The organism is Haloferax sp. s1 (assembly GCF_058382125.1).
Genome location: NZ_JBZRPK010000496.1, coordinates 1 through 5,913, shown reverse-complemented (window position 1 = coordinate 5,913; position 5,913 = coordinate 1). Strand labels below are relative to the sequence as shown.

The following is a 5,913-nucleotide window of genomic DNA, read 5'->3' as shown; positions in this document are numbered from 1 at the left end:
GTCTTCGTCGCTCAGGTCGAACGCCGCCGTGACAAAATCGTCGACGATTACGAGTTCGTCGTCGTCGACGTCTCTCGTCGCTGCGAGTCGCTCGACGGATGGGCCGACCCGACGCAAGTGATGTGATTTTCCGACGCTGGGTGCCCCGAGGACGAGTGTCACCTCGCCCGGGTCGACTACGTCGCACAGTTCGCTAGGTGTGACTTCTCGAATGGTATCTTCCATGTATTCCCTACGACCGACCCCGCCGACGACTGCGTTCGGCTAGCAGACTCCGCCGAGTGTATATCTTCAATAGGTTTGTTTGTGAGTATAATTGTTCGCTGTTGGAACGGCCATCGACGAGTTATCGATTATGTAGTAGAAGACGGCGTACGGGGCAGACTCAATCACGTGTAGCGGGCCATTCTGAAAACCATCATAGGGTGATGGTTTGTCAAAGGCCAAACACCGACTTTCTGTGGAGGCACAACTCGGAGGAATCGCACCCGTAACCGCACCAGCGGCAACCTCCTTCCCAACGACGATTTCGAGCTTGAATCAAACCTGATGGCGAGTCATCTGCATTCTGACTTGGTTTCTCCGGAAACAGTGGGTCTCAAATTCAGATACCAGCGGGTATACTGACTAATGCAATCACCGGTGTGGTTTGTGGCGGCTTAGGTGAAATGGATTGCATTCAATGAAGCTGCAGTCACAACCTGCTTAAACTGCCACAGGCAGGGGGCTGATAGAGCCAGAAAACTGAGATAGGGTAGTAGGAGTCACCACCCCTGTCTCAATATAAAAATCGAGTTTATGATGAAAGCGAGCACATATACCCACGAACCAACGGGCCAGATAAATACGGCGCTGACCGGAATTACACCCAACAAGAGGACGGTTATGACGAACCGCACCCACACCCAACCGGTAGAATCTTCCTCTGATTCCCCTCGAATCGAAACGTCGTGTTGTCGGAGTGACTCACGGAATTGGTCTTCAATGTCTGATGGGACGAGAAATACCGTCGGCTTGTTGGTGAACGAATTCCGGTAGTACAACCGAACTACGGTCTGGTCAGCGAGTGTCACAAACCGGGCAGACTCCACGTCTTCAAACGAAGTAGACACATCCTCGTCGCTGCGGAACAGGGTGGGTTCTCCCATGTGGTAAGTACTCACAAGTTCTCCAGCCCCTTGATCGAGCTTAGCCGTCATACTGATGAAACGTTCTGAGCTCTGCAAGGTCGCCGTCATCAGAAACGCACAGTACATATGGTACGCATAGGTGACTTTGTCACTGACAAGCGAACCAAAGGCCAGTAGAACGGCAGGGACAACAGCGAATACAGTCCACCATAACAAGCGACCGAAATCGATACTGTTGAATGCGATTCGCTGTGGGAGTTTCCGAAGTCCACCTATCTGCGCGGTCCACGTTGTTACTGCCTCGTCTTCGTCATGATTCGCCACCCGCAAATCCATCAATCCCGTATGAATGCTAATTCTGGCAAAATAAACCTATTGTTAGGCCAATTAGTTCATTGTATTTGATTGTTAGAATTTACCGTGCATGGCAATATTTAATATATTAAGACAAGAAAAACCACACACCAACTGCTAATCGTATAAATAATGAATGTATCCTGTATCTGTTGTTCAGAATTTCAACTATATCAAATTAAATTCCAACCTAGAAAATAATATGATAGAATAAAAGGCTTATATTATGTGCTTTTGATAAGTAGGTAATGGTAGAAAAATATAAAGAAGATATGAGTTCACAAAGAGTAAAACGAAGAGGTATTCTGAAGAATATAGCTGCTATTGGGGCCTTGTCCGCAACTGCGCCACAAGTTAGTGCTTCCACTGAAGAAGAGAAATCTAAATTAAATAAAATTCTAAACCACGAAAAAGTCAACCAACTATTGGACTCAATTCCTGGCTTAGAGTTGAATCGTGAAAGTGCTACTATTTATGGAAATGGGGAGTCCGCTGTCGCAGTCCCTAGCAACTACGGTAAACTCTTTGCGAATACACATGACAATATCGACGTGAGTTTCTACTTGGATGAATGGGGTGCCTAGTGTAGATGATGCTTGGACTCAGGGAACCAAGGCTCGGTTGGCTGTGATGGACAATGAGATTCTCCTTCAGCGGAATGTAACTAACGCAGAAAAGCGTGAATTCCTCGCAGCAATTGGCCGTCCAGATTTCCACGAAGACAACACTCAAGTTGGACTGATTCCCGAATTTGATGAGGTCCATTTTCTCCATACAAACCGGGATGAACGCAGAATCGAATCTGTAACCGCAGTGAAGCAAAAAAGCACTGTAGGACTTACGAAACAGCAGAGAACAACTGAGAAGAGTCATTCAGAGGTTAGCTTGAAAGTGACCGACTCTACCACACATACTCCCTCTGATTTTAAGCAAGCGACATCGACTCCTTCCAAGTCGAACGTTGTGTCTCCTGCTGCTGCTCCCCCCGGATGTAAAGCAGAAGACCTACACGATCTGTTTATTTGTATCGCAGACTACGCTGATTGTGGGTACTGTTTCTTGGCCACCAGTCTTACTGGCCCTGTTGGCATTGCCTGTCTCATTATTGTATGTTTCGATGGTGGACTGTCAATTGTTAGGGAACATATTACTGACTGGGGTTGCTGGGCATTTGGTGAAGGGCTATATGACTGTCTTCGATATATCGTCGATGAGTACGGTCTTCGGACACGACTACTTCGAGGAACCCTATCCAGCCATCACTCGGAACTTTTTGTGGCCCGTCCCACCTTATGTTCCAGAAGATAGTTGTTGAATCGTCCCGAAGTGTTTCCGATACCACATGAATTCTGAGTCTCAATATCACGAGTATGGCAGAGGTGTAGAGATCATCCTCTCTGCAGCGATCCTGGCAATGGGATTCTCGTTCGTTGCACTCGGTCCGGATGTCCCGTGGCCACCTGTTATAGAGCTGGCAGGGGTTGGGGTTTGGACGTTAGCTCTTCCAATAGGACTCTTGGCAATTCTGGTGGTATCTCGGCTTGCGACTACTGAAAGACCAAACTGGCATACTCAGGTGATTTTCATCGTCTCAGTGATCACGGTTCTCGCCAGTACCTACGCTGTCATTGGACCATACATTGATCGTGCCAATCCGCTCCTCAGTGTATTTCCAGCGTCAGTTCTTGGGCTCATACTAGCGAGTGTCGTGGTGATTAATGACCTCAGTAGGGTTGCCGGGATGACCCATCCTAATCCCCTGCCGTAGTTTTTGAGCGCTCACTGAAGGTGTGGAGACGTTATACTAATCACGGAGAACTGTACTGAAGAGAGCTAGTGGGCCAAGGTTTTGGAAACTGGCATCAAAAATCTGTGAAACGAAGCTGCTCCAGTTTGTAGAACAGGTAATTCACTTGGCCAGTCAAGCGATTTCACGATACTCCTCGAAATTCGGTTTCTTCGAGTGTGGTGGGGTGGGAGTACTTCAAGCTAAACGTCGTGCGTAGGTCAGTGGGTGTCACAGAGTGTCTTTTTCTAGCGCGGACGGGTCTGTTGAAACTCACTCACAGCCTTGCGTTTGTTGGGAGGCTAGTTTCGCATCGGATGTATTAACCCAGGGGGATTTCAACAGAGTCGCTACGCTCGAATCTTTTTAAGATCTTGACTACACTTGAGGTGTTGCTCAAAGAGATCCTTGGCACGGCGGATAGCACTGCTCTCAGAGTTTTTGAGTATTCGATGTAGGTTATGTCGAATCTTATTACGTCAGATTACTAATTATATTCATCTTAGAAACAAGAGTTTACAATTACATCACTATGCATGTAATACAACGCCTCAAGTAACTTCGTTTTCCCACTGAAAGTCTGATGACGCGGTCGATTTGTCTTTTGTAAGTGGAGGCACCGTCTCAGAACAACGTATTTCACGCATATTCTGACACTCAGACGAAATAATCAATTAAGAGATGAGCTCTCGTCCTAAACACCTACATCCACGCGCGGGTGACCACCCGACAGCAACGGCGACCATGCCACCCCACTCCGAGGCGGTGGTGGCTCGCACGTTCGTTCTAATGGTTGTCCCGTCGAGTTCGGAGCTACCGGGTGTCGAGATCAGTGGGGAATCACTCATGTGCGATTACAGTGGAACAGACTCACTCGTCTGTGCTTCTCCCTTGTGGCGGTAGAGTGGTTTTGACGTGGAGAGTGACGCACGGAATTATACTACCTTATATTATTTGAGTTTCGTAATAGGCAATCAATATATACTCTTAGAGAGATGTTCCTGTTAACGGTCGAGGGGGAAACGAATGACGGTCCCTGCTGTGTGGGTCACTGGACCCACTCTGATGTGCCTTTGCTGTGAATCCCCTGCCGGACAAATACAACATGAACATGCAAGCCCTAGACACCAACCCAGAACAGAACCGTACTGAGATGCCGACTACCATCAGCAACTTCGCTATCCCGTCCGCCCTCGAATCGTCGGGGACGAAGTTGGTTTACCTCTACCTCGACGCCGCCAACGGCGGTGACATCTCCGAACTCCGTGCGTCACTCGGGATGAAGACTATCACGCTGTACCCACTGCTCCAGACACTGGAAAAGAACGGTCTCGTCGAGTGCGATGGCGACGAGTATCACATCGCCGCGTAATCTTCCCCTATATTTTAACTACTCCCAGTCACGGCTCCGTCCTAAGCCAAGAAATCACACGCGATGGTTCTCTGTACCTGTGCAGAACTCGCCTGACTGCGCGCTCGACTTCGACGGGGGACGAAGCTATAGTAGCGTTTGCAACTGGGTACACATCCGATCGCACGACAACGTTCGGTCGAGTGTGCACTGACTTGCAAACGCTACTATACTTCACTGGTCTCGTTGTTGCTGCGATTATCCGTTTGGTGACGCCTCTGACCGTGCTGCGAACCACTCGCAGACGCGGGGCCAGAGGTCTGTATGAGCCCCTTCACCGGTCGACAACCCGACGTGATCGGCCGGGTACTCGATCACCGTCGTATCTGTACTGGGGACTGCCTCGATAAAGGGGAGGCTAGCCTCAGCCGGGATAAATTGGTCGTCCATCCCGATAATGTTCAGTATCGGCATCTCTAGGGTTTCGAGGTCAATAGTTTCCCCTCCTACCGAGAGTGTTCCCTTCATCAGCCTGTTCTCGCGATAGAGGTCCACAAGGAATTCAGTGTACAGCTCGCCTGCGACGTCAACGGTGTCAAAACCCCACTGAAGCCTACGCAAGAATCGTGACAAGAACTCCTCATCGGCAATATGGTCGTAGAGGCTGAGATAGCGGGCGAGGTGGTATTCGACCGGGTCGACGAGCGAAAATTCCATCGCGAGCCATTCGCCGGGAGCGTTTCCGAAGGTATCGACCAGATGTTGAGGATTGTAGCTTTCTTCACGCCCCCAGAGGTCGAAGATGCCCCCATCGACATCAAAATTCAGCACCGGCGCCAGCATCCCGAGCGTACGGACCAGTTGCGGATATAATGCCGCGAAGATTGCGGCCAGTGTCGCGCCGGTACAGTAGCCAAATAGGTGGAGCGCGTCCGCCTCAGTTCGTTCGGTGACGACATCGACGCAGTTGGCGAGATACCGAGTTACGAAATCCTCTAATCCGAGATGGGCATCCAGAACGGAGGGGGCACCCCAGTCGAGGAGAAAGACATCGAACCCCTGGTCGAGAAACTGTTGGACGACGCTTCGGTCGGGCTGAAAATCGAGGATTGATGGGCGGTTGATAATCGCATACACGAGCAAAATCGGGACGTTCTGCTGCACCTCGGGTCGTGGCTGGTAGTGCCGGAGTTCGAGTTTATTTTCAGTGTAGACGACATCGCTGGGAGTCGGTTCGAGAGGCGTTGTCGTCTCGTGGTTTCTGGAGTGACGTTCGAGGGCTGTCTTTACAC

The 5,913-nt window shown here is 49.9% G+C and carries 6 protein-coding genes; 3 read left to right on the top strand and 3 right to left on the bottom strand.

Features of this window, described 5'->3' with window-relative positions:
• Together QT222_RS07835 and QT222_RS07830 are read right to left on the bottom strand one after the other, a co-directional pair.
• Positions 1-225, bottom strand: a 225-nt coding sequence (locus QT222_RS07835) for a hypothetical protein (RefSeq protein WP_491476840.1), incomplete at its 3' end; no start/stop codon positions are given.
• Between the two features lie 539 nt (positions 226-764).
• The gene (locus tag QT222_RS07830; protein WP_491476839.1) at positions 765-1,199 is read right to left on the bottom strand and encodes a hypothetical protein; all 435 of its coding nucleotides are present in this window, start codon (positions 1,197-1,199) and stop codon (positions 765-767) included.
• Between the two features lie 533 nt (positions 1,200-1,732).
• Here QT222_RS07830 and QT222_RS07825 point away from each other — a divergent pair.
• The 3 genes from QT222_RS07825 to QT222_RS07815 all read left to right on the top strand — a co-directional run bounded on the left by QT222_RS07825 (position 1,733) and on the right by QT222_RS07815 (position 4,642).
• Positions 1,733-2,068 (top strand): hypothetical protein, encoded by a 336-nt coding sequence (locus QT222_RS07825; RefSeq protein WP_137685689.1) that lies wholly within the window; start codon positions 1,733-1,735, stop codon positions 2,066-2,068.
• A 758-nt stretch (positions 2,069-2,826) separates the two neighbouring features.
• A complete protein-coding gene (locus QT222_RS07820; RefSeq protein ID WP_491476838.1) occupies positions 2,827-3,252 on the top strand; it encodes a hypothetical protein in 426 nt (141 codons plus the stop codon).
• Between the two features lie 1,123 nt (positions 3,253-4,375).
• Positions 4,376-4,642 (top strand): TrmB family transcriptional regulator, encoded by a 267-nt coding sequence (locus QT222_RS07815; RefSeq protein ID WP_491476837.1) that lies wholly within the window; start codon positions 4,376-4,378, stop codon positions 4,640-4,642.
• A gap of 237 nt (positions 4,643-4,879) precedes the next feature.
• Here QT222_RS07815 and QT222_RS07810 read toward each other — a convergent pair.
• Positions 4,880-5,913, bottom strand: a 1,034-nt coding sequence (locus QT222_RS07810) for an alpha/beta fold hydrolase (protein WP_491476836.1), incomplete at its 5' end; no start/stop codon positions are given.